The organism is Citrobacter sp. C5_2, assembly GCF_014596845.2.
Taxonomy (GTDB): domain Bacteria; phylum Pseudomonadota; class Gammaproteobacteria; order Enterobacterales; family Enterobacteriaceae; genus Citrobacter; species Citrobacter werkmanii.
Map to the genome: position 1 here is coordinate 4,628,105 of NZ_CP115032.1, position 24,748 is coordinate 4,652,852.

Consider the following 24,748-nt stretch of genomic DNA (forward strand, 5'->3'; position numbering starts at 1 on the left):
GTTCACAGGGAATAGTAATCTTTTCCATTACGTGTGAATTCATAATGCTCCGCACACTGAACCCCATGATTTTGCAGTCTGGCGCGCTGATTCTGGCGCTGATCCTTATCTACACCGGCATCTGTGCCACTGAGAAAATCACCTGGCTGATGGAAGTCACGCCGGCCATTATCGTCATACCGTTGTTGCTGACTACCATAAAGCGCTACCCGTTGACGCCGCTGCTCTACACGCTAATTTTCTTTCACGCCATCATTCTGATGGTCGGCGGTATGTATACCTATGCCAAAGTCCCCGTCGGTTTTCAGGTTCAGGAATGGCTGGATCTTAGTCGCAATCCCTATGACAAGTTGGGTCACTTCTTTCAGGGGCTGGTGCCAGCGCTGACGGCACGAGAGATTTTAGTGCGCGGTAATATTGTCCGTGGCCGAAAAATGCTGGCATTTTTAGTCTGCTGCGTGGCGTTGGCGATTAGCGCGACCTATGAGCTGATCGAATGGTGGGCGGCGCTGGCAATGGGTCAAGGTGCTGATGATTTTCTCGGCACGCAGGGCGACCCATGGGATACCCAATCCGATATGTTTTGCGCCCTGCTTGGGGCCTTAACCACCGTGATTTTACTGGCGAGAACGCATTGCAAGCAACTGCGCCATTATGGGTTAATCACCGCCAACTGAATGAAATCATTACCGGATGTTGCCGATGCGCATCCGGCCTGCATGCTTGCCATTCAGCAATATCAGTATCAGCCAAAAAAATAGTCCCCCTGTCGATAAACGGCGGTTAAAATCCGCCTTCAATACAGAATAAGTTATTGTTTAAAAACATATAAAATACAAAATAGACTATTTTTTACCCGCTTTACAGCCCATTTTCTCAGGATAATACTTGCCTGCGTCACATTCATACGGTGTGTCTGCAATCCATAAATTGCAACCTTTCCACAACCGGGTAAAAGATGATGAAAGTATTAATTGTTGAAAGTGAGTTTCTGCATCAGGACACCTGGGTCGGTAGCGCTGTCGAACGTCTGGCTGACGCATTAAGCCGCCAGAATGTTACCGTCATTAAGTCCACCTCATTCGACGATGGTTACGCCATCCTCGCCGCAAATGAAGCCATTGATTGCCTGATGTTCAGCTATCAAATGGAACAACAAGATGAGCACCTGAATGTCAGGCAATTGATCGGCAAGCTCCACGAGCGCCAGCAAAACGTTCCCGTTTTCCTGTTGGGCGATCGCGAAAAAGCCACCGCATCGTTGGATCGCGACCTGCTGGAGCTTGTCGATGAATTCGCCTGGATTCTGGAAGATACCGCAGACTTTATCGCCGGGCGCGCCGTGGCGGCGATGACTCGTTACCGCCAGCAGCTTCTGCCGCCGCTGTTCAGCGCGCTGATGAAATACAGCGACATCCATGAATATTCCTGGGCGGCGCCTGGCCACCAGGGCGGCGTCGGTTTTACCAAAACCCCAGCCGGTCGTTTCTATCATGACTACTACGGCGAAAACTTATTCCGTACCGACATGGGTATCGAACGCACCTCCCTGGGTTCACTGCTGGATCATACTGGCGCATTTGGCGAGAGCGAAAAATATGCCGCCCGGGTGTTTGGCGCTGACCGCTCCTGGTCCGTGGTGGTCGGGACTTCCGGCTCTAACCGCACCATCATGCAAGCCTGTATGACCGACAACGACGTCGTGGTGCTGGATCGCAACTGCCATAAATCGATTGAACAGGGGCTGATCCTTACCGGGGCAAAACCGGTATACATGGTGCCTAGCCGCAACCGCTACGGCATTATCGGGCCTATCTACCCGCAGGAAATGCAGCCTGAAACATTGCAGAAAAAAATCAGTGAAAGCCCACTGACAAAAGGCAAAGCCGGACAAAAACCGTCATACAGCGTCGTGACTAACTGTACCTATGACGGCGTTTGCTACAACGCAAAAGAGGCGCAGGACCTGCTCGCGCAAACCAGCGATCGTATCCACTTCGATGAAGCCTGGTACGGCTATGCCCGCTTTAACCCAATTTATGCCGACCACTACGCCATGCGTGGCGCGCCGGGCGATCATAACGGCCCTACCGTTTTTGCCACCCACTCGACTCACAAACTGCTGAATGCGCTCTCTCAGGCATCTTATATTCACGTCCGTGAAGGTCGTGGGGCCGTGAACTTCTCCCGCTTTAACCAGGCGTACATGATGCACGCCACCACCTCTCCGCTGTATGCCATCTGCGCATCAAACGATGTGGCGGTTTCCATGATGGACGGTAACAGCGGCCTGTCGCTCACCCAGGAAGTGATTGACGAAGCAGTCGATTTCCGTCAGGCCATGGCGCGGCTGTACAAAGAATTCACCGCCGAAGGCGACTGGTTCTTCAAACCGTGGAACAAAGAAGTGGTAACCGATCCGCAGACCGGCAAAACCTATGACTTTGCCGATGCGCCAACCCAACTCCTGACCACTGACCAGAACTACTGGGTAATGCGTCCGGGCGAATCCTGGCACGGGTTTAAAGATCTGCCGGATAACTGGAGCATGCTGGACCCGATTAAAGTCAGCATTCTGGCGCCGGGTATGGGCGATGATGGCGAACTGGAAGAGACAGGTGTTCCTGCTGCTCTGGTCACCGCCTGGCTTGGCCGTCACGGTATCGTGCCGACGCGTACCACCGACTTCCAGATTATGTTCCTGTTCTCAATGGGGATTACCCGTGGGAAATGGGGAACACTGATCAACACGTTGTGCTCTTTCAAACATCACTACGATGCGAATACTCCGCTGGCACAGGTAATGCCTGAACTGGTTGAGGAATATCCAGACACTTACGCAAACATGGGCATTCACGATCTTGGCGACACCATGTTTGCCTGGCTGAAAGAGAACAACCCTGGCAGCCGTCTCAATGCAGCCTACTCCGGCCTGCCTGTTGCTGAAATTACACCGCGTGAAGCCTATAACGCGATAGTCAGCGATAACGTTGAGATGGTGGCCATTGAAAATCTGCAGGGCCGTATAGCAGCAAACTCCGTGATTCCTTACCCACCAGGAATTCCGATGCTGTTGTCCGGTGAAAACTTTGGCGACGCTAATAGCCCGCAGATTAGTTATCTACGTTCGTTGCAGTCCTGGGACCACCATTTCCCTGGATTTGAACATGAAACCGAAGGAACGGAAATTATTGACGGTGTGTATCACGTCATGTGCGTGAAAGCATAATGTCTTTTTGAGATAGTCCGATTTGAAGGATGACATGTCATGCTTGAGTAATTCCTGAGTATTGCTGCAAAACAATAACATTGTCATACCTTTTTGCGCGGGACCACCCCGCGCTTTTTTTATACGAAAATTGCACGTTGCCACTTGCGTAAAATTTTATGTACACGGCAATAATCCCTACAGATATTGTAATTAATCTAAATATCGCTATTTTATCGCCTGTCTTGATTCATCACACAATTTCATTTGCCGGTTATTTCTTGCCCAATGGTAAGTTACGGTAGTTTATGTCATATTCCTGGAGTTTGGGTATGAGACTTTGCAGCAAAGAAGCGTGTGTTGTCGTATTAACGGAGAAGGATGTTTGGTTAAGGATTAACGGTAAAGAAGCCATCAGTTTAAAAGCTAATCATATGGCATTGGTGGCATGTGATAATAATATTATCGACTTCTCATCACTTAATAACGCACTGGTCGTACATATCAGCCGCGATATCATTAAAGACTATCTGCGTTTTTTAAATAAGGACCTTTCACAGATCCCATTCTGGCAGCGGAGTGCTAACCCAGTGATCACCGCTACCTGTCTGACGCCGGATGTCTTCCGGGTGGCCGCCCAACATAGCGTAATGGAAACAGTAGACGAAGGTGAAAGAGAGCGCACACGCTCGCTACTGTTCACGGTGTTGTCACGCTTCCTTGACAGCAAAAAATTTATCTCTTTACTCATGCATATGCTGCGTAGTCGTATCAGCGACAGCGTTTATCACATTATTGAAAGCGACATACACAAAGACTGGAATTTAAGCATGGTCGCCAGTTGCTTATGCCTGAGTCCCAGCTTGTTAAAGAAGAAACTCAAAAGCGAAAATACAAGTTACAGCCAAATAATTACCACATGTCGCATGCGTTATGCCGTCAATCAACTCCTGATGGACGAGAAAAACATTTCCCAGATCTCTCAACTGTGCGGATATAACAGTACCTCGTACTTTATTTCCGTATTCAAAGAGTTCTATGGGATGACGCCGCTGCATTATGTTAGTCAACATCGGGAGCCATCCGCTGCCTGAGTTTTAATCAGTTAGCGATAAGCCATAATAATATCAGCATTAGCGATACCCCAGCTCCGTCATCATAAAATAGTCTTTTGAAGAGGTATGATAAGTCCGTCATTTATCCTTATCAGGAGTTTAAAAATATGTCGACGGATGCTGATGCTCACAAAGTGGGCTTAATCCCCGTCACCCTTATGGTGTCGGGGAATATTATGGGTTCCGGTGTATTCCTGCTACCCGCAAACCTTGCGTCAACTGGCGGGATTGCAATCTACGGATGGTTGGTCACGATTATCGGTGCTCTGGCACTGTCGATGGTGTACGCAAAAATGTCGTCCTTAGACTCCAGTCCCGGTGGTTCTTATGCTTATGCCCGCCGCTGTTTCGGTCCTTTTTTAGGCTACCAGACTAACGTCCTGTACTGGCTGGCCTGCTGGATTGGTAACATCGCCATGGTGGTCATTGGCGTCGGTTACCTGAGCTACTTTTTCCCCATCTTAAAAGATCCGCTGGTCCTGACGCTGACCTGTGTCGTGGTGCTGTGGATCTTCGTATTGCTGAACATTGTCGGCCCGAAAATGATCACCCGTGTACAGGCCGTCGCAACGGTGCTGGCGCTGGTGCCGATTGTTGGGATTGCCGTCTTCGGCTGGTTCTGGTTCCGCGGTGAAACCTATATGGCGGCCTGGAACGTCAGCGGTATGAATACCTTCGGCGCAATTCAAAGCACCCTGAACGTGACCTTATGGTCATTTATCGGGGTGGAAAGTGCCTCCGTCGCGGCAGGCGTGGTTAAAAACCCCAAACGTAACGTGCCTATCGCCACCATTGGCGGGGTGCTGATTGCCGCCGTTTGTTACGTGCTCTCCACAACGGCGATTATGGGGATGATCCCTAACGCTGCGCTGCGTGTTTCGGCCTCGCCGTTCGGTGATGCCGCAAGAATGGCGCTGGGCGACACCGCTGGCGCGATCGTCTCCTTCTGCGCCGCTGCCGGATGTCTTGGTTCACTGGGCGGATGGACGCTGCTGGCCGGACAAACCGCCAAAGCGGCGGCCGATGACGGGCTGTTCCCGCCGATTTTTGCCCGCGTTAACAAAGCCGGTACCCCGGTGGCCGGGTTAATTATCGTCGGTATCCTGATGACCATTTTCCAGTTCAGCAGCATGTCGCCGAACGCCGCAAAAGAGTTTGGTCTGGTCTCTTCGGTTTCGGTCATCTTCACGCTGGTGCCATATCTGTACACCTGCGCTGCGCTGCTGCTGCTCGGTCATGGTCACTTCGGCAAAGCACGCCCGCTGTATCTGGCGGTGACCTTTATCGCCTTTGTCTACTGCATCTGGGCAGTGATCGGTTCTGGCGCCAAAGAGGTGATGTGGTCGTTCGTCACGCTGATGATTATTACCGCGCTGTACGCACTTAACTACAACCGGATCCATAAAAACCCCTATCCATTAGATGCCCCGGTAAAAAATAGTTAACGCAAGCGGCACTGGTGAATAGCCGCCATCCTGCAAAAAGCCAATCTTAAGAACTTAAGGTTGGCTTAATTTTACTTTGAGAGGATCTGCACCACTTAGTCGATGGAATCCCCCTTAATGTTAAAGCACCTGTTTAAAAGGCCCACTCTCGGGTTAATCAGCTGGCTTCTGCTGCTCTCATTTTATCTTGCGACTTTTCTGAACATTGCGTTCTATAAACAAGTGCTGCAAGACCTGCCCCTGGATTCTGTGCGCAACGTGTTGGTGTTTTTATCAATGCCGGTTGTCGCTTTCAGCGTTATGAACATCGTGCTGACGCTGGCCTCATTCCTGTGGCTTAACCGCCTGGTGGCGTGCGTTTTCATTCTGGTTGGCGCATCGGCTCAATATTTCATCATGACCTACGGCATCATCATCGACCGCTCGATGATCGCCAGTATGATGGACACCACGCCCGCCGAAACCTTCGCCCTGATGACGCCGCGAATGGTAATTACGCTCGGGGTGAGCGGTATTCTGGCCGCGCTCATTGCCTGCTGGATAAGAATCAAGCCTATTACTCCAGTGCTGCGCAGCGTGTTGTTCCGTGGCGCGAACATTCTGATCTCCGCGTTGCTGATCGTGCTGGTCGCCGCGTTCTTCTATAAAGATTACGCCTCACTGTTTCGCAACAACAAAGAACTGGTGAAATCCCTCAGCCCATCCAACAGCATTGTGGCGACGTCATCATGGTATTCGCACCAGAGGCTGGCCCACCTGCCGTTGGTACGCATTGGCGAAGATGCGCATCGCAATCCATTGATGGTAAAAGAAAAGCGTAAAAACCTGACGATTGTGGTTCTCGGCGAGACCTCCCGCGGCGACAACTTCTCCCTATCCGGGTATGCGCGCCAGACCAACCCGCTACTGGAAAAAGATAATGTGGTCTATTTCCCGCGCACGACGTCCTGCGGTACGGCCACGGCGGTATCTGTACCCTGCATGTTCTCCGATATGCCGCGCGCGCACTATGATGAAGAACTGGCGCAGCATCAGGAAGGCGTACTCGACATCATCCAGCGGGCGGGAATTAACGTGCTGTGGAATGATAACGACGGTGGATGTAAAGGAGCCTGCGATCGGGTGCCGCACCAGAATATGACTAAGCTGAACCTGCCGGGACAGTGTATTGATGGTGAATGCTATGATGACGTCCTGTTCCACGGGCTGGAAGAGTACATTAATAATCTGCAAGGCGACGGCGTGATTGTGCTGCACACCATCGGCAGCCACGGTCCGACCTATTACAACCGCTATCCTGCGCAGTTCAAGAAATTTACGCCAACCTGCGACACCAACGAGATCCAGACCTGTTCCCAGCAACAGTTGGTCAATACATACGACAACACGATTCTTTATGTTGACTATATTGTTGATAAAGCAATCAATATACTGAAAGAGCATCAGGATAATTTCACCACCAGCCTGGTCTATCTTTCCGATCACGGTGAATCCTTAGGGGAAAATGGCGTCTATTTGCATGGCCTGCCGTATTCGATTGCGCCAGATACGCAAAAACATGTGCCGATGCTGCTGTGGCTCTCAGAAGATTATCAGCAACGCTATCAGGTCTCTCAGACATGTTTGCAAAAACGGGCAAGCTCAGAAGATTTCTCACAGGATAATCTGTTCTCGACTCTGCTGGGATTAACGGGCGTGCAAACACAGAAATATCAGGCGGCAGATGATATTCTGCAACCCTGCCGGGGAGGCTAAGCGAATGAAAATTCTGATTGTTGAAGACGATACGTTGTTATTACAGGGACTGATACTCGCCGCGCAAACAGAAGGCTATGCCTGCGACGGCGTATCAACCGCCCGGGCAGCGGAACAATGCCTGGAGACCGGACATTACAGTCTGGTGGTTCTGGATCTCGGCTTACCGGATGAAGACGGTCTGCACTTCCTGAACCGGATCAGGCAGAAAAAATACACCGTACCTGTGCTTATCCTCACCGCCCGCGATACGGTGAAAGACCGGGTCAGCGGGCTGGACGTGGGCGCAGATGACTATCTGGTCAAACCGTTCGCGCTGGAAGAACTGCACGCCCGCATCCGGGCGCTGCTGCGTCGTCATAACAATCAGGGTGAAAGTGAGTTAATTGTCAGTAACCTGACGCTGAATATCGGTCGTCGCCAGGTGTGGATGGACGGGCAAGAGATTATCTTAACGCCGAAAGAATACGCGCTCCTGTCGCGCCTGATGCTCAAGGCTGGCAGTCCGGTTCACCGGGAAATTCTGTATAACGACATCTACAGTTGGGATAACGAACCGTCGACCAATACGCTGGAAGTCCACATCCATAATCTGCGCGATAAAGTAGGGAAATCACGTATCCGCACGGTCAGGGGATTTGGCTATATGCTGGTCGCCACTGAGGAAAGCTAAGTGAAGCTGCTGCAATATCTAAAACGACCGCTCCCTCTTCGCCAACGGTTAATACTGACGATAGGTCTAATTCTGTTGGTCTTTCAGCTGATTAGCACCTTCTGGTTGTGGCACGAAAGTACTGAGCAAATACAGTTATTCGAGCAGGCGCTGCGCGATAACCGTAACAACGATCGCCACATCATGCATGAGATCCGCGAGGCCATCGCCAGCCTGATCGTCCCCGGCATCTTTATGGTCAGCCTGACGCTGCTGATTTGCTACCAGGCAGTGCGACGTATTACTCGCCCGCTGGCGGATCTGCAAAAAGAGTTAGAAGCGCGGGCAGCCGATAACCTGGCCCCCATTGAAATTCACAGTTCAACCGTTGAGATACAGGCGGTCGTCTCAGCGCTCAACGAGCTGGTGACGCGGCTGACCACCACTATCGAAAACGAACGCTTATTTACCGCCGATGTCGCCCACGAACTGCGCACGCCGCTGTCAGGCGTTCGCCTGCATCTGGAATTATTATCCAAAACCCATAAAGTCGACGTTTCGCCGTTAATTGCCCGCCTTGACCAAATGATGGACAGCGTGTCGCAACTGCTGCAACTCGCCCGCGTCGGGCAGTCGTTTTCGGCCGGAAGCTACCAACATGTCAAACTGCTGGAGGACGTGATTCTGCCCTCCTATGACGAACTCAGCACCATGCTGGACCAGCGCCAGCAGACGCTGCTCCTCCCGCAAAGCGCGGCGGACGTTGTCGTACGTGGCGACGCAACGCTGTTACGCATGCTGCTGCGCAATCTGGTAGAGAACGCCCACCGTTACAGCCCGGAAGGCACTACTATTACGATCGGCCTGAATACCGAACATGATGCCGTCATGGCCGTCGAAGATGAAGGTCCAGGCATTGATGAAAGTAAATGCGGGGAGTTAAGCAAAGCGTTTGTGCGGATGGACAGCCGTTTTGGCGGCATTGGGCTGGGGCTGAGCATTGTCAGTCGGATCACCCAGCTACATCACGGGCATTTCTATTTGCAGAATCGTCAGGGAACGAGCGGCACTCGCGCCTGGGTGGAATTAGCGAAAGCTCAGTAAGAACTCACCCATACGTACAAAAAGCTGCTGACGATCAGCACGCTACACAGGGCAGTTAAACTTTCATAAATGCGGGTTTTCATGACACTCTCCTCCGAAACTATGGAGGAGAGTTTGCCTGAAGGATATTAAGCCAACCTTAAGTCGCTGTGATAGATCAACATAATGTGCCGGATGGCAGTTGGCGCCTTATCCGGCCTACTGAGTACCACGCTACCCGCAGGCCTGAAAGCTGATTACTCATCAATACGCGGATGCTGCTGCACCAGACGCGAACGCTTAAGCTGCAATTCCGCAATTTCCTGATCGATATCTTCGATTTTATGCTCGATGTTATCGTAGTGCTCACCAAGGATCTCTTTCGCTTCCTGAATATCCGAAGCGGCAGGCGTCGCCCCTTTCAGTGGCTTATTTGCGGTCTCTTTCATGGTGATACCGGTAATTAAACCAACCACAGCAATCACCATCAGGTAGTAAGCAGGCATCATCAGATTCTGCGAACTTTCCACCAGCCAGGCAGCCAGGGTCGGCGTCAGACCCGCAACCAGGACCGAGATATTAAATGCCGCCGCCAACGCGCTATAACGAATATGCGTCGGGAACATCGCCGGTAACGTTGACGCCATCACCCCGGTAAAGCAGTTGAGGATCACCGCCAGCATCAGCAGCCCGGCAAAAATCAGGCCGATGACATTACTGTTAATCAGGATAAATGCCGGAATGGCCAGCACAAACAGTGCAATACTGCCCATAATCACAAACGGGCGACGACCAAAGCGGTCACTGAGCAGACCCATCACCGGCTGCACAAACAGCATACCAATCATGATGGCGATAATAATCAACACGCCGTGGTCTTCAGAGTAATGCAGGTTATGCGACAGATAGCTCGGCATATAGGTGAGCAGCATGTAATAGGTAACGTTGGTGGCAATCACCAGACCGATACACGCCAGCAGGCTACGCCAGTGTTTGGTCGCAATCTCTTTAAACGAAACCTTCGGACCTTCCTGCAGGCCCTCGCGGTCGCCCTGTTCCAGTTTATCAACGTGCTGCTGGAACGCCGGCGTCTCTTCCAGCGCATGACGCAGATACAGACCAATCAGCCCTAACGGCAGCGCCAGGAAGAACGGAATACGCCAGCCCCACTCAAGGAAATTTGCCTCGCCGACAATGGTTGAAATCAGAACCACCACGCCCGCGCCCAGCACAAACCCGGCGATCGAACCGAAGTCCAGCCAGCTACCCATAAATCCACGCTTACGGTCAGGCGAATATTCCGCGACAAAAATCGACGCCCCGGTGTACTCTCCGCCGACCGAGAATCCCTGTGCCATCTTACACAGCAACAGCAGAATCGGCGCCCAGATACCAATCGAGGCATACGAGGGAATAAGACCGATACAGAAGGTACTGATCGACATAATCACAATGGTGATAGCGAGGATCTTCTGACGACCGTATTTATCGCCGAGCATACCGAAGAACAATCCGCCAAGCGGTCGAATCAGAAAGGGAACAGAGAAGGTGGCGAGCGCGGCAACCATCTGCACGCTGGGGTCAGCCCCCGGGAAGAACACTTTACCTAATGCGTAAGCAACAAACCCATAAACACCAAAATCAAACCACTCCATCGCATTACCTAACGACGCCGCGGTAATGGCTTTTCGCAATTTTCCGTCATCAATGATGGTGACGTCGCGCAGCGTAATGGGTTTTATTTTTTTCCTTTTTAGCATACCAGTCCTCTTAGACTTAGCCCTGTCGCGCACAGTTCGACGCTCCTAACGCAACATGCGCTAAGGTCATCGCCGAGCGGGGAATGCACAGACGCAATCCCTGTAACAAGCGTAGCAGGTTTACTTACACTGGCTGGAAACGAGCAGTACAACCGAACCTGTTGACGCCTGATTGGGCGGTTAATGACCTCTTTACCCTAACAGTGTTTAAATTTGTGATCAACTTCACACATGGTATTTCATTTCGTCAACCTGCGTAAATAAGGTCATTCTGAGTCAGCTTTTTTACATGTCATGCTTGCGATTTACTGACAATTAAATACAAGAATAAATCGCTTTATTGCGCCAACAATCACAGCGGTCATTATTATTCTGCTAGCAAAAAAATCACCTAATCCCTTCACAAAAAGATCACAGCTTTTTTAATAATCACAGCGCTTGAGAACTTTTGCGCGGAATATGTGATGAAGATAACTAAAACATCGTTTTATTTTGATTGAATCAATGTTCCCATGAATGCAAACTAATTCCAGACGCAATATCCCTGGGAGCAGCGACACGCTCAACGTATGCCGCGTTAGATTCTATAAAACAAAGAGATAGCGATTACCTTTGTTAAGAAATTTTAGTAAGTATTTGAATTTATTAATTTTTAACTCCTTGCGCATATAGTGCCTGCGACAAGATATGAGGACGTTTATGAAAATTAAAGCCACGATTGAACGCATCCCCGGCGGAATGATGTTGATTCCCCTGTTATTAGGCGCAGTGTTAAATACCTTGGCTCCCGATACCGGCGCGTATTTCGGTTCGTTTACCAAAGGTATGATCAGCGGAACGGTGCCTATTCTGGCGGTGTGGTTTTTTTGTATTGGCGCATCTATTGATTTACGGGCAACCGGTACAGTATTACGGAAGTCCGGTACGCTGGTTATCACCAAAATAGCCGTGGCGTGGGTAGTGGCAATGATAGCCGCGTCATTTATTCCTGATACCGGTATTCAAACCGGGTTCTTTGCGGGACTTTCGGTACTGGCAATTGTTTCCGCGATGGATATGACCAACGGTGGTCTGTACGCCAGCCTGATGAACCAGTACGGAACGAAAGAAGAGTCCGGCGCATTTGTGTTGATGTCTCTGGAATCCGGTCCGTTGATGACGATGGTGATCCTTGGTTCAGCGGGCCTGGCCTCCTTCGAGCCACACCATTTTATCGGCGCGGTATTACCGTTCCTGATTGGCTTTACGCTGGGTAATCTGGATCACGATCTGCGTTCTTTCTTCAGCAAAGCCACGCCGGTGCTGATCCCGTTCTTCGGCTTTGCGCTGGGCAACACCATTAACCTGAGCGTCATCGTTGATACCGGTCTGTTGGGTATTCTGCTGGGCGTCGCGGTTATCGTTATCACCGGTATCCCGCTGATTATTGCTGACCGCGTTATCGGTGGCGGGAACGGTACGGCAGGTGTGGCTGCCTCTTCTGCGGCAGGCGCTGCGGTGGCAAACCCGGTGATTATCGCCCAGATTAACCCGGCGTTTGAACCGGTTGCCGCCTCCGCCACAGCGCTGGTCGCCGCCAGCGTGATTGTCACCGCCATTTTGGTGCCAATTATCACCGCGCTGTATGCCAAACGCTTTAATAAAAACCTGGTCGCCAACGAGACGGCGGCTACCCCGGCAGACTCTCTGCACCACTAACTCTGCCTTAGCCCCACTGACCGTCCCTGCTCAATTGATGAGTGGGGACGGTGCAAAAATCTCCTCAACCATCGCATCAGCCAGCCGTTTCGCCGAACACAATCGCGGCATTCCCAACGCCACATTCTGCCATCGCTGCGTCACCGACCAGCTCACCGGATGGCGCTGCGCATCACACCAGTCGCCTAACCAACTCAACATATCGTTGTGCTCGCCCGAGCCGCCAACCGTCGGCGCGCTGAGCCAATGATGATAATAATGACGCGTAGCGGGCGCCGCATTCACGCTGTCTGCCAGCGTCTGAGCAGCCATGATGCGCAGATTGTCTTTAAGCATTGAGACCACATCGGCATTCGCTAATCGGCAGGCGTCACCGAAAGCTCCCCAGCGCAGCTCTTCCAGCGCGACAAAACAGCGTCCGGGTAACGACCAGCCGTCATACGCCCCAGCCCGCCACCGGGTAAAAATTTGCTCGCTGTGTACGCCCGCCTGAACCGTCAGGCCGCGTTGCGTCAATGCCTTCTCTTTATACGCGCCGCGTTGAGTGAACCAGTCCGTAAGCGAATTTATCTGCTGTATGAGACCGGGGGTGGACAGCCCCCGCGGATGTTCGGTCTGTTGCAAAAACATTAGCCGTTCGGCGATGCGCACCAGCGCCAGATGGCCCGGGTCGATCATGCCCGCCAACTTCTCCACCAGCTTCAGACGCATCACCAGATGCTCGCTGGACACTCCCGCCATCACCCACGCCCGAAGTTGCGTCTGGGATAGCACCTCCTGCGTCAGGCGCGCACGCAGCCGCTGCTGCTGTTGCAGAAAACCGCCGGAACGTTTGGTTTCATCTCCTTGAACCAGATCGACCATAAACTTCGGGTAGACACACTCCAGCGTCCGCCCGGGGCCTTCCAGTAACATGTTAGTCATGTGTGCTCAGTTGCAAAAAGGGTGTTGATATCGTCGCGCAGCAAGCGGGAATCTTCATAAAGCCATGCCGCCGTCGTAATGCGATGCTGTAATTGTTCATTCAACGCATTCACCGCAGACTCATTTTGCTGGCGCAGGGTCAGGCTCTCACGCAGGCTCGCCTGTAATTGCGCCAGACACTGCGAAAAATCAGCAAAAAACGTGGCCATGCCTGCCGTAACGGAAATATCGACCTGAGCAACTAAAGCTTTACGAATTTGTTGGCAAAACTGGGTAACGTAATGCACAAGGCTCTTGTGCAGCGCGCCCATATCAATGAGATAACGCGTTTTTGTTTCGACGTAATCATTCCATCCCCAGTTGGGTTGGTTCAGCCAACGGGAGAAAGTGTCACGCACCACACCGCCAGTAGACGACGTATTTTCCGCCGGAATATCCTGTTCAATAGCCTCATTAAATAGCTGGCGGGTATTAAAATTAAACATCGCCGCATGAAAGGCCGGAAAACGGATCCGCGCACGAAATCCGGCGTGATTCAGCTCCTCTTTCACCCGCAATTCAATAGGCCGCATAGCGTCATTGAGTGCCCGGGACAGGGTCGACTCAAGCTGTTCAAAACGTAGCGCTAAATCCCGGCTAATACTCTCCTGGGCTGCCAGCAATACCCCTTCACAGGACGAGCGCATTTTATCTAAGACGATTTTCGCCTGCCCTTCGTCATGCAGCACCAGCATTTCACCCGCCATTTCAGCCGTTATAGCGCCTGATCCCTGGCCGTGCGGTGACATCATCAGGACGTTTTCTTTGACAAAAAACGTATTGATGCCGCACAGAATCTCAGTCTGTTGCTCATTGAGATAGGTCGCGGCAGATGCCAGCGCCAGTTCTACTTCATGGTTAACTTCATCGCTCACTCGCCCCTGGCACACCTGTAACTGCTGCATATCCTCTTCAATATGCGTAATGTTCAGCCGCAGTTTTTCATAGGCCACCGTTAATCCGTGGGCGCGAAACTCCAGATATTCGTGCGCGCTTTGCGCATAGTTCAATAACTTATGCGACGCGGAACGTAACGCATACAGCGAAGCATTGGCGTGAGCGGCATGAATCACGTTCTGGATCGGCTGCTCAAACAACGAATCTTCCCACAGTAAATCGGCGGCATGACGGATGTGCTCCGTATCCTCAAGATCGGTGGTACGCCAGCGCCTGCCCAGCGCCGCTTCGGCAAAATCCTGTACCCAGCGTTGCACCTGATGATCCGGCAACCGCCCGCGGGTGGTTAGCTCATGACGCGCTCTGTTCGCCAGATAGCCCCACATCGAGGAAACCGGATAGATTCGTTCAGGGGTGATTCCGCCTTGCATCAGCGTGCCGGAAATCAAAGCCCGCACCTGCTCTTCATCATCACTGTTGCGGTCTTTCTGATCGAATTTGTTGACCAGCGCGAACAGCGGCACTGTTTTCCCGACCGCCATAATCGCCCGACGGACTTCCTCATCAGAAATCGACTTCAGTTGGGTGTAATCCATTACCGCCAGGACCGCAGAAGCCCGCACCAGCTGTTCATTCAGCATTTTTTGTAAGTGCGGTTGTCCGGCCTCGTTCGGCCCCGGCGTATCCAGCAGCGTTAATTGCCCCGGATAGCTTGCCTGTCCGGCCAAATGGACAAATTCGACCTCGATAACCGGAATATGCTCAATCGCGGCATAGGCGGCAAAAGGAAAATCAGCCTCCAGCGCTTTTGACAAACGCACCAGGTCATTCAGGCTTTTAAGACAATGGAAAATAGGCTGTGCGCCAAGATAATACCGTTCAAATGCCACGCCGTTTTCAATATGCTGCAGCAGGACGTTCATATCCTTATCAATTTCCAGCGTCTGCGTAAGACGCTGGCGATCGCATGCCCGCATGCGCTGCTGTAAAACCTTCATTAAGGCTTCGATCGGCGCGACATGCGAAAAATGCAGCACCGGCTCTTTCTGCCCCGGCGTATGGCGAATAAGCGTCGGTAACGCCGTCATCGGACGATTACGATTAGGTAAAACTTCTGTGCCGACAATCGCGTTAATCGTCGTCGATTTTCCCGCTTTCATGGTGCCAACGATGGCCAGCACCATTTCCAGACGCGTAATCTTGCGCAGCTCATTATTGAGCGTCGCCTGCTGGGCATCCATACCACGCGCGCTGAAATGCAGGGGCTGAACAACCTGTCTGCTATGCTCTCCATGTTGCAGCGCGACATCATCCAACGACGTGATGGGCAATTTTTGTAATTGCCGGAGATGTTCAAGAGAGAGCATCAGCAAGCGTTCAGCTTCCTGACTTAATTCATATATTGTCTGTGTGTGCATGGAAAATTTTTCCTTAACGCAAATGGCATTACTTTTATTTAGCCTAATCGTTTTATTTATAGATTTTCGGCTTTTATAATTACGTGTGGAAATAATTAAAATCGAAACAACCAATTGATATTATTAAAATAAATTTGGCATATAACCGCTGGCCTGATGCCTCTCACTTATGTAATAAGTAAGAAAGATAAACAGCGTAGTTCAGTTTTAAAGAATACCCGCTGAATTCCCCTACTAAAATTAAGGGGGCAGGAGATATTCAACCATCAGGACGTAGACACCCGTAAGCGGTGTTACCTATAAATATCAGTTATTTCGCCTCACCTTATCTTAAATAGCCTGGCGTAGCAATTTCCCTTAAAAAATATTGCGCCATACTTCATTGCTGTGAAAGCAAAGGATCTTTACAGCAGATCATTTTGCTTTATCGCGCAGTAGTCCCGACAAAAGCAGGGATTTTATGTATAATTGCGGCCTTTTTCGGCAATCTGCCATTTTTTGGGCGCATTTGCCCCTGCTGACTTTTGAGGAAATCCACATGTCATTACCACACTGCCCACAATGCAACTCCGAATACACTTACGAAGATAACGGCATGTTCATCTGCCCGGAATGCGCTCACGAATGGAACGATGCTGAACCGGCTCAGGACAGCGACGAACTTATCGTTAAAGATGCTAACGGCAACCTGCTGGCCGACGGCGACAGCGTTACCGTAGTGAAAGACCTGAAGGTAAAAGGTAGCTCTTCAATGCTGAAGATTGGTACCAAAGTAAAAAACATTCGTCTGGTGGAAGGCGACCACAACATCGATTGCAAAATCGATGGCTTTGGCCCAATGAAATTGAAATCAGAGTTTGTGAAAAAGAACTGATGCAAATTGCCTGATGGCGCTGCGCTAATCAGGCCTGTGTCAGCTCATCTGCCAGGCGGGAAGCTCATACTTCCCGCCTGGTTTATTTTTGCAGACGCTAACTACACTTAACGGGTTTCTTTTACCTGAGGTAAAGATCATGCCGTTAAGTCCCTATATCTCCTTTGCAGGCAACTGCGCAGACGCCATCGCCTACTACCAAAAAACATTAGGCGCCGAGCTGCTCTACAAAATCAACTTCGGTGAAATGCCCAAATCGGCGCAGGACAGTGAAGAAGGTTGCCCTTCAGGAATGAAATTCCCCGATACCGCTATCGCCCACGCCAACCTGCGCGTTGCGGGCAGCGACATTATGATGAGCGATAGCGCCCCCGATGGAAATGCCCACTACTCTGGCTTTACGCTGGTGCTCGACACGCAAAATGTCGACGAAGGCAAGCGCTGGTTTGATAACCTCGCGGCAAACGGAAAAATCGAAATGGACTGGCAGGAAACCTTCTGGGCCCACGGTTTTGGTAAAGTGAGCGACCAGTATGGCGTACCGTGGATGATCAACGTCGTCAAACAGCAGCAACCTACCGAGTAATCCAACGGGAGGCTTGTCCTCCCGTACTGTCATCAAAAATCGCTCAACTCTTCATCGTTGAGTAACCATCCCTTAACGAAAACGTCACATTGATCCGCCACGATGGGGCCACTTTTTTAGGGAGGCCGCATCATGCAAACGATTATCCGCGTCGAGAAACTCTCCAAATCCTTCAACCAGCATCAGGCGCTCAATGCGGTTGATCTGAGCATCTGTTCCGGTGAGATGGTGGCTCTGCTTGGGCCGTCTGGCTCCGGCAAATCCACCCTTTTACGTCATTTAAGCGGTTTGATCACCGGGGATAAATCGCCCGGTAGCCATGTTGAGCTGTTGGGTCGCACCGTCCAACACGAAGGTCGGCTGGCACGCGATATCCGCCAAAGCCGCGCCCACACCGGCTATATCTTCCAGCAGTTCAATCTGGTTAACCGTCTGACGGTACTGGAGAACGTCCTGATTGGCGCGCTCGGCAGCACGCCATTCTGGCGCACCTGTTTTAGCTGGTTCAGTCAGGAGCAGAAACAGCGCGCGCTCCAGGCGCTGACCCGCGTTGGCATGGCGCACTTTGCGTATCAGCGCGTTTCCACGCTTTCGGGCGGGCAACAGCAGCGCGTCGCTATCGCCCGGGCGCTGATGCAGCAGGCCAAAGTGATCCTGGCCGACGAGCCGATTGCCTCGCTGGACCCGGAATCCGCACGCATCGTAATGGATACCCTGCGCGACATTAATCAGACCGACGGCATCACCGTGGTCGTCACGCTGCACCAGGTGGATTACGCCCTGCGCTATTGCGAACGCATCGTCGCGCTGCGCCAGGGCAATGTCTTCTTTGACGGCAGCAGCCAGCATTTTGATAACGATCGTTTTGACCATCTCTACCGCAGCATGAACCGCGTCGAACAGAACGCGCAGGCTGCCTGACATCCCCACAATGAGGAATGGAAATGAGCTATAAGACAGTTGCCGCGCTGGCCTTTACCAGCATGTTTAGTCTCAGCACCCTGCTCAGCCCGGTCCATGCCGAAGAGCAGGAAAAAGCGCTGAACTTTGGCATTATTTCGACCGAATCACAGCAAAACCTGAAGCCGCAGTGGGAACCGTTCCTGAAGGACATGGAAAAGTCACTGGGTGTAAAAGTGAACGCCTTCTTCGCCCCGGACTACGCCGGGATCATCCAGGGAATGCGCTTTAACAAAGTCGATATCGCCTGGTACGGCAACCTCTCGGCAATGGAAGCGGTGGATCGCGCTAACGGACAAGTGTTTGCCCAGACCGTCGCCGCCGACGGATCCCCGGGGTACTGGAGCGTGTTGATCGTTAACAAAGACAGTCCGATCAACAACCTGAACGATCTGATCGCCAAACGTAAAGATCTGACCTTCGGCAACGGCGATCCCAACTCCACGTCAGGCTTCCTCGTCCCCGGTTACTACGTCTTCGCCAAAAACAACATCTCCGCCAGTGATTTCAAACGCACCGTTAACGCCGGACACGAAACCAACGCGCTGGCCGTTGCCAACAAGCAGGTCGATGTCGCCACCAACAACACCGAAAACCTCGACAAACTGAAAACTTCCGCACCGGAAAAACTGAAAGAACTGAAGGTGATCTGGAAGTCACCGCTGATCCCGGGCGATCCGATCGTCTGGCGTAAAAACCTCTCCGAAACCACCAAGGACAAGGTGTACGACTTCTTTATGAACTACGGCAAAACGCCGGAACAGAAAACCGTACTTGAACGCCTGGGCTGGGCGCCGTTCCGTGCCTCCAGCGACCTGCAACTGGTGCCAATTCGTCAACTGGCGCTGTTTAAAGAGATGCAGGGCGTGAAGGACAACAAAGGGCTGAACGAGGAACAGAAAGCCAGCAAAACCTCGGCGCTGAAAGCGCAGCTCGACGATCTGGACCGTCTGACCGCCGCACTGGGCGCCATGACCAGCGTCACCAAAGCGGTGCAGTGATTTGTAGAGCGGATTGTAGGCCGGATAAGCGCAGCGCCATCCGGCCTACCACGCAAAGACACGTACCAACGGAGCTAAACATGCAAACCATCACCGTCGCCCCGCCCAAACGTAGCTGGTTCTCGCTACTGAGCTGGGCCATTCTTCTCGCCGTGCTGGTGGTCTCGTGGAAAGGTGCCGAAATGGCTCCGCTCACGCTGATCCAGGATTCCGGCAATATGGCGACCTTCGCCGCCGACTTCTTCCCGCCGGACTTCAGCCAGTGGCAGGACTATCTCGGTGAAATGGCCGTCACCCTGCAAATCGCCGTCTGGGGTACTGCCCTCGCCGTGGTGCTGTCGATTCCTTTCGGCCTGATGTGCGCCGATAACCTCGTGCCGTGGTGGATTTACCAGCCGATGCGCAGAGCGATGGACGCCTGCCGCGCCATCAACGAAATGGTCTTCGCCATGCTGTTCGTGGTCGCCGTCGGCTTAGGTCCGTTCGCCGGAGTGATGGCGCTGTTTATCCACACCACCGGGGTGCTCTCCAAACTGCTTTCCGAAGCGGTAGAAGCCATTGAACCAGGCCCGGTAGAAGGCATTCGCGCCACCGGGGCCAACAAAATTGAAGAGATCCTCTACGGCGTTTTGCCGCAGGTGATGCCGCTGTTGATCTCCTACTCGCTGTACCGTTTTGAGTCCAACGTTCGCTCGGCCACGGTGGTCGGCATGGTGGGCGCTGGCGGTATCGGCGTGACCTTATGGGAGGCGATTCGCGGCTTCCAGTTCCAGCAAACCTGCGCCCTGATGGTGTTAATCATCGTCACCGTCAGCCTGCTGGATTTCCTTTCCCAGCGTTTGCGTAAGCACTTTATCTGATTAACGAGGCATTGATTGCTATGCACTTGTCTACACATCCGACCAGTTATCCAACGCGTTATCAGGAAATTGCCGCGAGACTTGAGCAGGAGCTTCGTCAACATTATCGCTGTGGGGACTATCTGCCCGCCGAGCAGCAGCTTGCCGCACGCTACGAGGTGAATCGCCATACCCTGCGCCGCGCCATTGACCAGTTGGTTGAACGCGGTTGGGTTCAACGTCGCCAGGGCGTCGGCGTGCTGGTGCTGATGCGCCCGTTTGATTACCCGCTCAATGCCCAGGCGCGTTTCAGTCAGAACCTGCTGGACCAGGGTAGCCACCCCACCAGCGAAAAGCTGCTGGCGGTGCTGCGCCCGGCCTCCAGCCATATTGCCGACGCGCTCAGCATTAACGAAGGCGACAACGTGATTCACCTGCGTACTCTGCGCCGGGTTAACGGCATCGCCCTGTGTCAAATCGACCACTATTTTTCCGACCTCACGCTGTGGCCGCTTATGCAGGGCTTTAACAGCGGTTCGTTGCATGACTACTTACGCGAACAGTCCGGTCTGACGCTCCTGCGCACGCAAACACGCATCAGCGCCCGCCGGGCCCAGGCCAAAGAGAGCAAAGTGCTGGAAATCCCCAACATGGCGCCGCTGCTGTGCGTGCGCACCCTGAACCACCGTGAAGGCGAAGAGCAGGCGGCGGAATACTCCGTCAGCCTGACCCGCGCCGACATGATCGAATTCACTATGGAGCACTGAATGCATTTCGATACCGCCACCCGCCAGCGCTGGATGCGCGCGCTGGCTTACAGCAATGCCGATGCGCTGAACGCCCGCATCAACGCGCTCAAACTGACGCCGGACTATGAACTTATCCGCGCACCGGAATGCGGACTGATGCAAATCCAGGCCCGCATGGGCGGTACCGGCAATCGCTTCTTTGCTGGCGACACCACGCTCACCCGCGCGGTGGTGCGCCTGACGAGCGGCACGCTGGGTTACAGCTACCTGCTGGGACGTAACAAACACCATGCCGAGCAGTGCGCGGTAATTGACGCGCTGCTGCAGGAACAAACGCATTTCCAGAACCTAATGGAAACCTTGATTGTCCCGCTGGAAGCGGAACGCGATGCGCTGATTAGCGCACGCCGTGCCGAAATCAACGCCAGCCGGGTCGACTTCTTCACGCTAGTACGCGGAGATAACGCATGACCTTACAAACCGCTTTTAATTTACCCGTTCAGGATGCGCAGCAGAGCTTTCGTCGCCTGCTGAAAGCCATGAGTGAACCGGGCGTGATCGTCGCCCTGCATCAACTGAAACATGGCTGGCAGCCGCTGGGCCTGGCAACCACCAGCGTGCTGCTGACGCTGGTTGATGGCGACACGCCGGTCTGGCTGGCGCCGTCGATGGATAACGATATTGCCCGGCAGAATCTGCGTTTTCATACCAACGCGCCGCTGGTGGATCAGCCGCAGCTGGCGGCATTTGCTGTCGCTGACGAACACATCAGCAGCGAACAACTAAACGCCCTCTCCGCCGGTTCCGCCGTCGCGCCAGAGACCAGCGCCACGCTGATTGTGCAAATCTCAGGCTTAAGCGGCGGACGCATGCTGCGTCTGACCGGAGCCGGTATCGCCGAGGAACGCATGATCGCGCCGCAGCTGCCGGAATGCCTGATTCACGAACTCACCGAACGCCCGCATCCGTTCCCGCTGGGGGTCGATCTGATCCTCACCTGCGGCGAACGCCTGCTGGCTATTCCGCGAACGACTCATGTGGAGGTGTGCTGATGTACGTCGCTGTCAAAGGGGGCGAAAAGGCGATAGCCAGCGCCCACGCCTTGCAGGAAAACCGACGCCGGGGCGAGGAGACCATTGCCGAACTGAGCGTGGCGCAAATCGAACAGCAGATGAACCTGGCGGTCGACCGGGTGATGACCGAAGGCGGCATCGCCGACCGCGAACTGGCGGCGCTGGCGCTAAAGCAGGCCAGCGGCGATAACGTCGAAGCTATCTTTTTGCTGCGCGCCTATCGCACGACGCTGGCAAAGGTGGCAGTCAGCGAACCGATAAACAGTGCGGAAATGCGTCTTGAACGCCGAATCTCCGCGGTCTACAAGGACATTCCCGGCGGGCAACTGTTAGGTCCAACTTACGATTACACCCATCGCCTGCTGGATTTTACCCTGCTGGCCAATGGTGAAACGCCGCCGCTGCGCTGCGCGGATAACACGCAGGATGACTCCCCGCACGTCTTTTCCCTGCTGGCAAACCAGGGGCTGGCAAAACGCGAAGAAGACAACGGCGACGCACCCGACGATATCACTCGCACACCGCCGGTTTATCCGTGCTCGCGTGCCTCACGCCTGCAACAGCTGATGCGCGGCGACGAGGGCTATCTGTTGGCTCTGGCCTACTCCACCCAACGCGGTTACGGACGCAACCACCCGTTTGCCGCCGAGATCCGCAGCGGCTACGTCGCGCTGGAAACCGTACCGGAAGAGCTGGGATTTGCGGTGAACGTCGGCGAACTGCTGATGACGGAGTGTGAAATGGTCAACGGCTTTGTCGCGCCAGAGAACGAATCTCCCCATTTTACCCGCGGCTACGGTCTGGTGTTCGGCATGAGCGAACGTAAAGCGATGGCGATGGCGCTGGTGGACCGCGCCTTACAGGCAGCCGAATACGATGAAACGGTCACGGGACCGGCGCAGGACGAAGAGTTCGTGCTGGCGCATGCGGATAACGTCGAGGCGGCGGGTTTTGTATCGCACCTCAAGCTCCCCCATTACGTCGATTTCCAGGCCGAACTGGAACTGCTCAAACGCCTGCAACAGGAGGCCGCCCGTGACCGCTAACCTCTCCGGCTACAACTTTGCGTATCTTGATGAACAGACCAAACGCATGATCCGCCGCGCCATTCTGAAAGCGGTAGCCATCCCCGGCTATCAGGTCCCATTTGGCGGACGTGAAATGCCGATGCCCTACGGCTGGGGCACGGGCGGCATTCAGCTTACCGCCAGCGTGATTGGCGAACCGGACGTGCTGAAGGTGATTGACCAGGGCGCGGACGACACCACCAACGCGGTGTCGATCCGCAACTTCTTCAAACGCGTGACGGGCGTGGCGACGACGGAACGTACCGAAGACGCCACGCTGATCCAGACCCGCCACCGCATCCCGGAAACACCCTTGGTGGAAGATCAGATAATCATTTTCCAGGTGCCAATCCCTGAGCCACTGCGCTTTATTGAACCGCGCGAAACGGAAACCCGCACCATGCACGCGCTGGAAGAGTACGGCATCATGCAGGTGAAACTGTATGAAGATATCGCCCGCTTCGGCCATATCGCCACGACCTACGCCTATCCGGTGAAGGTCAATAACCGCTACGTCATGGACCCGTCGCCCATCCCGAAATTCGACAATCCGAAGATGGACATGATGCCGGCCCTGCAACTGTTTGGCGCTGGTCGTGAAAAGCGCATCTATGCCGTTCCACCTTATACCCGCGTGGAAAGCCTCGATTTCGACGATCACCCGTTTACCGTGCAGAGCTGGGATGAGCCTTGCGCCATCTGCGGCTCTACCCACAGCTATCTCGATGAAGTGGTGCTCGATGACACCGGCAAACGCATGTTTGTCTGTTCCGACACCGACTACTGCCGCCAACAGAGCGAGGCTCTCAGCAAATGACGCAACCGCTGCTTTCAGTCAACAACCTGACTCATCTCTACGCGCCGGGCAAAGGCTTCAGCGACGTCTCGTTTGACCTGTGGCCTGGCGAAGTGCTGGGTATCGTCGGCGAGTCCGGTTCCGGCAAAACCACTCTGCTGAAATCAATCTCTTCACGTCTGACGCCACAGAACGGTGAAATTTTGTATCAGAACCGTTCGTTGTACGACATGAACGAGGCCGACCGCCGCCGTCTGCTGCGCACCGAGTGGGGCGTGGTGCATCAGCATCCGCTGGATGGCCTGCGCCGTCAGGTTTCCGCAGGCGGCAATATCGGCGAACGCCTGATGGCCACCGGCGCGCGCCACTATGGCGACATTCGCGCCACGGCGCAGCGTTGGCTGGAGGAGGTGGAGATCCCCGCCTCACGTATCGACGACCTGCCGACCACCTTCTCCGGCGGCATGCAGCAACGCCTGCAGATCGCCCGTAACCTCGTCACCCACCCGAAGCTGGTGTTTATGGATGAACCGACCGGCGGGCTGGACGTGTCGGTACAGGCCAAACTGCTGGATCTGCTGCGCGGCCTGGTGGTGGAACTGGATCTGGCGGTTGTGATTGTCACCCACGATCTGGGCGTGGCGCGTCTGCTGGCGGACCGTTTGCTGGTGATGAAACAGGGTCAGGTGGTGGAAAGTGGGTTAACCGACCGCGTGCTCGACGATCCGCATCATCCGTATACCCAGTTATTGGTGTCGTCCGTATTGCAGAACTGATTTTTTGTTGTGCCCGATGGCGCTGCGCTGATC

At 53.5% G+C, this 24,748-nt stretch carries 23 protein-coding genes; 19 read left to right on the plus strand and 4 right to left on the minus strand.

What is annotated here, in order from left to right; translation table 11 throughout:
* Nucleotides 1-44: 44 nt before the first annotated feature.
* The 7 genes from ICA20_RS22505 (at nucleotide 45) to pmrB (ending at nucleotide 9,279) form a co-directional block, all read left to right on the plus strand.
* Nucleotides 45-677 carry a DUF2238 domain-containing protein gene (locus tag ICA20_RS22505; protein WP_038636441.1) on the plus strand — a complete coding sequence of 211 codons (633 nt, stop codon included), beginning with the start codon at nucleotides 45-47 and terminating at the stop codon, nucleotides 675-677.
* A 284-nt stretch (nucleotides 678-961) separates the two neighbouring features.
* Nucleotides 962-3,229 carry an arginine decarboxylase gene (gene adiA / locus ICA20_RS22510; protein ID WP_129694885.1) on the plus strand — a complete coding sequence of 756 codons (2,268 nt, stop codon included), beginning with the start codon at nucleotides 962-964 and terminating at the stop codon, nucleotides 3,227-3,229.
* Between the two features lie 311 nt (nucleotides 3,230-3,540).
* Nucleotides 3,541-4,302 (plus strand): AraC family transcriptional regulator, encoded by a 762-nt coding sequence (locus ICA20_RS22515; protein ID WP_038636436.1) that lies wholly within the window; start codon nucleotides 3,541-3,543, stop codon nucleotides 4,300-4,302.
* A gap of 128 nt (nucleotides 4,303-4,430) precedes the next feature.
* Nucleotides 4,431-5,768 carry an arginine/agmatine antiporter gene (gene adiC / locus ICA20_RS22520; protein WP_038636433.1) on the plus strand — a complete coding sequence of 446 codons (1,338 nt, stop codon included), beginning with the start codon at nucleotides 4,431-4,433 and terminating at the stop codon, nucleotides 5,766-5,768.
* 117 nt (nucleotides 5,769-5,885) lie between these two features.
* Entirely contained in the window at nucleotides 5,886-7,523 is a 1,638-nt protein-coding gene (gene eptA / locus ICA20_RS22525; RefSeq protein ID WP_038636430.1) for a phosphoethanolamine transferase EptA, read from the plus strand.
* A gap of 4 nt (nucleotides 7,524-7,527) precedes the next feature.
* Nucleotides 7,528-8,196: a two-component system response regulator PmrA gene (pmrA, locus tag ICA20_RS22530; protein ID WP_038636427.1), complete on the plus strand. Its 669-nt coding sequence runs from the start codon at nucleotides 7,528-7,530 to the stop codon at nucleotides 8,194-8,196.
* Entirely contained in the window at nucleotides 8,197-9,279 is a 1,083-nt protein-coding gene (gene pmrB / locus ICA20_RS22535) for a two-component system sensor histidine kinase PmrB (RefSeq protein ID WP_038636424.1), read from the plus strand.
* Here the strand turns inward: pmrB and pmrR are convergent.
* Nucleotides 9,273-9,362, minus strand: coding sequence for an LpxT activity modulator PmrR (gene pmrR / locus ICA20_RS22540; RefSeq protein ID WP_038636421.1), 90 nt, complete (start codon nucleotides 9,360-9,362; stop codon nucleotides 9,273-9,275). The genes pmrB and pmrR overlap by 7 nt on opposite strands.
* 153 nt (nucleotides 9,363-9,515) lie before the next feature.
* The gene (gene proP / locus ICA20_RS22545; protein ID WP_038636419.1) at nucleotides 9,516-11,018 is read right to left on the minus strand and encodes a glycine betaine/L-proline transporter ProP; all 1,503 of its coding nucleotides are present in this window, start codon (nucleotides 11,016-11,018) and stop codon (nucleotides 9,516-9,518) included.
* Nucleotides 11,019-11,717: 699 nt separating this feature from the next.
* Between proP and kdgT the strand changes: the two genes are divergently transcribed.
* A complete protein-coding gene (gene kdgT / locus ICA20_RS22550) occupies nucleotides 11,718-12,716 on the plus strand; it encodes a 2-keto-3-deoxygluconate transporter (protein ID WP_051594499.1) in 999 nt (332 codons plus the stop codon).
* A gap of 30 nt (nucleotides 12,717-12,746) precedes the next feature.
* On the opposite strand, the gene ICA20_RS22555 is transcribed toward kdgT, so the two are convergent.
* Both ICA20_RS22555 and crfC read right to left on the minus strand, forming a co-directional pair.
* Nucleotides 12,747-13,640: a diguanylate cyclase regulator RdcB family protein gene (locus ICA20_RS22555; RefSeq protein WP_038636417.1), complete on the minus strand. Its 894-nt coding sequence runs from the start codon at nucleotides 13,638-13,640 to the stop codon at nucleotides 12,747-12,749.
* On the minus strand, nucleotides 13,637-15,994 hold the full coding sequence (gene crfC / locus ICA20_RS22560) for a clamp-binding protein CrfC (RefSeq protein ID WP_038636414.1): 2,358 nt from the start codon (nucleotides 15,992-15,994) through the stop codon (nucleotides 13,637-13,639). Before crfC ends, ICA20_RS22555 begins: the two co-directional genes overlap by 4 nt.
* 538 nt (nucleotides 15,995-16,532) lie before the next feature.
* Between crfC and ICA20_RS22565 the strand changes: the two genes are divergently transcribed.
* The 11 genes from ICA20_RS22565 to phnK all read left to right on the plus strand — a co-directional run bounded on the left by ICA20_RS22565 (nucleotide 16,533) and on the right by phnK (nucleotide 24,715).
* Nucleotides 16,533-16,868 carry a zinc ribbon domain-containing protein YjdM gene (locus ICA20_RS22565; RefSeq protein WP_003031835.1) on the plus strand — a complete coding sequence of 112 codons (336 nt, stop codon included), beginning with the start codon at nucleotides 16,533-16,535 and terminating at the stop codon, nucleotides 16,866-16,868.
* Nucleotides 16,869-17,007: 139 nt separating this feature from the next.
* Nucleotides 17,008-17,454, plus strand: a complete 447-nt coding sequence (gene yjdN / locus ICA20_RS22570; RefSeq protein ID WP_038636411.1) for a VOC family metalloprotein YjdN — start codon at nucleotides 17,008-17,010, stop codon at nucleotides 17,452-17,454.
* A 132-nt stretch (nucleotides 17,455-17,586) separates the two neighbouring features.
* Nucleotides 17,587-18,375, plus strand: a complete 789-nt coding sequence (phnC, locus tag ICA20_RS22575; RefSeq protein WP_038636408.1) for a phosphonate ABC transporter ATP-binding protein — start codon at nucleotides 17,587-17,589, stop codon at nucleotides 18,373-18,375.
* Between the two features lie 23 nt (nucleotides 18,376-18,398).
* Nucleotides 18,399-19,415: a phosphonate ABC transporter substrate-binding protein gene (phnD, locus tag ICA20_RS22580; protein ID WP_038636405.1), complete on the plus strand. Its 1,017-nt coding sequence runs from the start codon at nucleotides 18,399-18,401 to the stop codon at nucleotides 19,413-19,415.
* An 80-nt stretch (nucleotides 19,416-19,495) separates the two neighbouring features.
* Complete coding sequence (gene phnE / locus ICA20_RS22585) at nucleotides 19,496-20,275, plus strand: phosphonate ABC transporter, permease protein PhnE (RefSeq protein ID WP_038636402.1); 780 nt, start codon at nucleotides 19,496-19,498, stop codon at nucleotides 20,273-20,275.
* Between the two features lie 20 nt (nucleotides 20,276-20,295).
* Nucleotides 20,296-21,021: a phosphonate metabolism transcriptional regulator PhnF gene (gene phnF / locus ICA20_RS22590; RefSeq protein WP_038636399.1), complete on the plus strand. Its 726-nt coding sequence runs from the start codon at nucleotides 20,296-20,298 to the stop codon at nucleotides 21,019-21,021.
* Nucleotides 21,022-21,474 (plus strand): phosphonate C-P lyase system protein PhnG, encoded by a 453-nt coding sequence (gene phnG / locus ICA20_RS22595; protein ID WP_038636390.1) that lies wholly within the window; start codon nucleotides 21,022-21,024, stop codon nucleotides 21,472-21,474.
* Nucleotides 21,471-22,055 (plus strand): phosphonate C-P lyase system protein PhnH, encoded by a 585-nt coding sequence (phnH, locus tag ICA20_RS22600; protein ID WP_038636387.1) that lies wholly within the window; start codon nucleotides 21,471-21,473, stop codon nucleotides 22,053-22,055. Before phnG ends, phnH begins: the two co-directional genes overlap by 4 nt.
* Nucleotides 22,055-23,122, plus strand: coding sequence for a carbon-phosphorus lyase complex subunit PhnI (locus ICA20_RS22605; RefSeq protein WP_038636385.1), 1,068 nt, complete (start codon nucleotides 22,055-22,057; stop codon nucleotides 23,120-23,122). The genes phnH and ICA20_RS22605 overlap by 1 nt, the downstream gene beginning before the upstream one ends.
* Nucleotides 23,123-23,168: 46 nt before the next feature.
* Nucleotides 23,169-23,960 carry an alpha-D-ribose 1-methylphosphonate 5-phosphate C-P-lyase PhnJ gene (phnJ, locus tag ICA20_RS22610; RefSeq protein WP_230592289.1) on the plus strand — a complete coding sequence of 264 codons (792 nt, stop codon included), beginning with the start codon at nucleotides 23,169-23,171 and terminating at the stop codon, nucleotides 23,958-23,960.
* Nucleotides 23,957-24,715, plus strand: coding sequence for a phosphonate C-P lyase system protein PhnK (gene phnK / locus ICA20_RS22615; RefSeq protein ID WP_038636380.1), 759 nt, complete (start codon nucleotides 23,957-23,959; stop codon nucleotides 24,713-24,715). Before phnJ ends, phnK begins: the two co-directional genes overlap by 4 nt.
* The last annotated feature ends 33 nt before the right edge of the window (nucleotides 24,716-24,748 follow it).

Coding starts and splice junctions, on each gene's coding strand:
- phnG (WP_038636390.1), top strand. CDS start 21,022: ATGCATTTCGATACCGCCACCCGCCAGCGCTGGATGCGCGCGCTGGCT.
- ICA20_RS22555 (WP_038636417.1), bottom strand. CDS start 13,640: ATGACTAACATGTTACTGGAAGGCCCCGGGCGGACGCTGGAGTGTGTC.
- eptA (WP_038636430.1), top strand. CDS start 5,886: ATGTTAAAGCACCTGTTTAAAAGGCCCACTCTCGGGTTAATCAGCTGG.
- crfC (WP_038636414.1), bottom strand. CDS start 15,994: ATGCACACACAGACAATATATGAATTAAGTCAGGAAGCTGAACGCTTG.
- phnH (WP_038636387.1), top strand. CDS start 21,471: ATGACCTTACAAACCGCTTTTAATTTACCCGTTCAGGATGCGCAGCAG.
- proP (WP_038636419.1), bottom strand. CDS start 11,018: ATGCTAAAAAGGAAAAAAATAAAACCCATTACGCTGCGCGACGTCACC.
- ICA20_RS22515 (WP_038636436.1), top strand. CDS start 3,541: ATGAGACTTTGCAGCAAAGAAGCGTGTGTTGTCGTATTAACGGAGAAG.
- pmrR (WP_038636421.1), bottom strand. CDS start 9,362: ATGAAAACCCGCATTTATGAAAGTTTAACTGCCCTGTGTAGCGTGCTG.
- ICA20_RS22565 (WP_003031835.1), top strand. CDS start 16,533: ATGTCATTACCACACTGCCCACAATGCAACTCCGAATACACTTACGAA.
- phnK (WP_038636380.1), top strand. CDS start 23,957: ATGACGCAACCGCTGCTTTCAGTCAACAACCTGACTCATCTCTACGCG.
- yjdN (WP_038636411.1), top strand. CDS start 17,008: ATGCCGTTAAGTCCCTATATCTCCTTTGCAGGCAACTGCGCAGACGCC.
- phnD (WP_038636405.1), top strand. CDS start 18,399: ATGAGCTATAAGACAGTTGCCGCGCTGGCCTTTACCAGCATGTTTAGT.
- phnC (WP_038636408.1), top strand. CDS start 17,587: ATGCAAACGATTATCCGCGTCGAGAAACTCTCCAAATCCTTCAACCAG.
- phnF (WP_038636399.1), top strand. CDS start 20,296: ATGCACTTGTCTACACATCCGACCAGTTATCCAACGCGTTATCAGGAA.
- phnE (WP_038636402.1), top strand. CDS start 19,496: ATGCAAACCATCACCGTCGCCCCGCCCAAACGTAGCTGGTTCTCGCTA.
- ICA20_RS22505 (WP_038636441.1), top strand. CDS start 45: ATGCTCCGCACACTGAACCCCATGATTTTGCAGTCTGGCGCGCTGATT.
- kdgT (WP_051594499.1), top strand. CDS start 11,718: ATGAAAATTAAAGCCACGATTGAACGCATCCCCGGCGGAATGATGTTG.
- ICA20_RS22605 (WP_038636385.1), top strand. CDS start 22,055: ATGTACGTCGCTGTCAAAGGGGGCGAAAAGGCGATAGCCAGCGCCCAC.
- pmrA (WP_038636427.1), top strand. CDS start 7,528: ATGAAAATTCTGATTGTTGAAGACGATACGTTGTTATTACAGGGACTG.
- phnJ (WP_230592289.1), top strand. CDS start 23,169: ATGATCCGCCGCGCCATTCTGAAAGCGGTAGCCATCCCCGGCTATCAG.
- adiA (WP_129694885.1), top strand. CDS start 962: ATGAAAGTATTAATTGTTGAAAGTGAGTTTCTGCATCAGGACACCTGG.
- adiC (WP_038636433.1), top strand. CDS start 4,431: ATGTCGACGGATGCTGATGCTCACAAAGTGGGCTTAATCCCCGTCACC.